The following is a 2,217-nucleotide window of genomic DNA, read 5'->3' on the forward strand; positions in this document are numbered from 1 at the left end:
ACCGCGAGCCCCGGCCACGCGCCGCCCGGCGCCGCGAGCGGCCCGGCGACGGGCTGCGACTGGCCGACCGTCGGCGACAGCGGGCGGGCGCCCAGCTTCCAGCGCCCGTCGGCGTCGCGCAGGTGGAGGTAGCGCCGCAGGCGCGAGACGCGCACCGGGGCGCCCGACGTCACGGTGGGCGGCAGCGGCGCGCCGGCGAGCCGCAGGCGGAAGTGCGGAGCGCCCGCGCCCCACGCGGCGAACGGGCCCGTGGCGCACGCGGTCACCGTGACGTCCACGGCGTCGACGGGGCGCGCCACCCAGGCGTCGTCGCGTGCGCTCGCGCTCGGGCCCTCGTCGTGGAGGTGCACGACGTCGCCGGCCTCGGGGGCGTCGCCCCACCACGCCGTCGGCGGCGCGTCGGCGGCGCGCGCGGCGTGCTGCTCGACCGCCGACGGGCCGACGGCGCAGGCGACGCCGCCCCCGACCGCCGCCCGCACGTCGAGGGCGGTGTCGCCGGCGGACGCCAGGTCGGCGACGTCGGAGGCGGTGGCGTGCGCCGCGAGGTCGCGCAGCTCCCACCCCAGCACGGCGGCGCCGGCCGCCAGCTGCGCGCGCGCGGCATGGCGCGCGTGGGCGCGGTGCGCGTCGCGCAGCAGCGACACGGTGACCGCCCCCAGCGTGGCGCCGACGATCGACGCGAGCACGAGGCCGACCAGCAGCGACGGGAGCGTGGTCCCCCGTCGCGCGCCGGGGGCGTGACGCGCGCGGCTCACGGCGCGCACCCGCGCACCGCGACCAGCGCGACGCCCCCCTGCCCCGCGTCGCCGGGGGCGAGCACCGAGTCGCGCAGCACCTCCAGCGAGTCGGCGTCGCGCGCCACCGTCCAGCGCTCGCGCAGCGCCCCGACCACGCGCGTCCCCGACGCCGGGCCGTCGCACGGCGTCGCCCGCCACTCCGCGAGGCGCGCCTCCAGCAGCTCGGCAGCGCGGAGGCGCGCGCCGCCGCGCCGCGCGTCGCGGCGCAGCACGGCGCCCAGGGAGAGCAGCGCCAGGGCGCCGACGGCGAGGAGGAGCGTGGCCACCAGCGCCTCGACGATCGCGTCGCCTCGGCGGGGGGCGCGCGTGGGGCGGGCGCGTCGCATGGGCCCACGGTACGCGCCGCGGACGCCCCGACAGGACCGGCGCGCCGCGCCGCGTGTCGCGGCGACGCGCGCCGCGGCTCAGCGGGCCATCGAGCGCAGGAAGTCGAGCTGCTCCTCGAACGACGGCGGCGCGTCGTCGCGCGCGTCGGCGCTGGCCGCGAGCGGGAGGAGGATCACGAACGCCGCGCCCCCCTCGCGCGCGCGCTGCACCCAGACGGCGCCGCCCAGCTGGTCGATGGCGCGGGCGACCAGCGCGAGCCCGAGCCCCGTGCCGCGGCCGACGTCCTTCGTAGTGTAGAACGGGTCGAAGACGCGCTCCCAGTCCTCGGGCGCGATCCCGGGCCCCGAGTCGGCGACGACGATCTGCGCCACCGCGCGCGGCGCGCTCCCCGCGCCCGAGAGCCACTCGGTGACGCGGCGGTTCGGGCGCGGCGGCACCAGCACGTCCGGCGCGTCGCCCGCGCGGCGGCCGCCCTGCCCCAGCTCCGCGACCGCGACCTCGCGCGTGACCACGGCGAGCACCCCGGGGCCGCCGTCCATCGCGTCGGCGGCGTTCAGCACGAGGTTCACGAACACCTGCTCCAGCTCGTGCCGCTCGGCGAACACGGTGGGCGCCGGGTCGGCGAGCGCGCGGCGCAGCTCGAGGCGTCGCAGCACCCCCTGGTCGCGCAGCAGCCCGACCGCGCCGGTGAGCACCTCGTTCACGTCCACCGCGGCCGGCGTGATGCGGCGCGGCCGCGCGTAGTCGAGCAGCCCGCGCACGATGCGGTCGATGCGGTCGCTCTCGCGCTCCAGCGCGTCGAGCACGGGCGCGACGTCGGGGCGGTCGGCGGCGCGCGCGCGCAGCACGTGCACGTAGCCGTTGATCGCCGCCAGCGGGTTCCCCACCTCGTGCGCGATCCCGGCGGCCATCCGCCCCACCGTCGCCATCTTCTCGGTGCGCGCCCGCTGCGCCTCCCCGGCCCGCAGCCGCTCGGCGAGGTCGGCGGCGCGCTCGCCGAGCGCGTCGAGCGCGCCCGTCGCCCCGTCGGCTCCCACCGCGTGGGCGACGCGGGCGAGCGGGCGCTCGACCCGGCGGCGCACCCACGCCCAGG

Annotated in this window: 2 protein-coding genes and 1 pseudogene; all 3 read right to left on the reverse strand. The window is 80.7% G+C overall.

Features of this window, described 5'->3' with window-relative positions:
• Nucleotides 1-755: pseudogene (locus PYV61_RS24450) on the reverse strand (hypothetical protein); the annotation flags it as partial.
• The gene (locus tag PYV61_RS24455) at nucleotides 752-1,123 is read right to left on the reverse strand and encodes a hypothetical protein (protein WP_275836491.1); all 372 of its coding nucleotides are present in this window, start codon (nucleotides 1,121-1,123) and stop codon (nucleotides 752-754) included. The gene PYV61_RS24455 and the pseudogene PYV61_RS24450, both read right to left, overlap by 4 nt.
• 78 nt (nucleotides 1,124-1,201) lie before the next feature.
• On the reverse strand, nucleotides 1,202-2,217 hold a 1,016-nt coding region (locus PYV61_RS24460), incomplete at its 5' end, for an ATP-binding protein (RefSeq protein WP_275836492.1).

Source organism: Roseisolibacter sp. H3M3-2, assembly GCF_029211165.1.
GTDB lineage: Bacteria > Gemmatimonadota > Gemmatimonadetes > Gemmatimonadales > Gemmatimonadaceae > Roseisolibacter.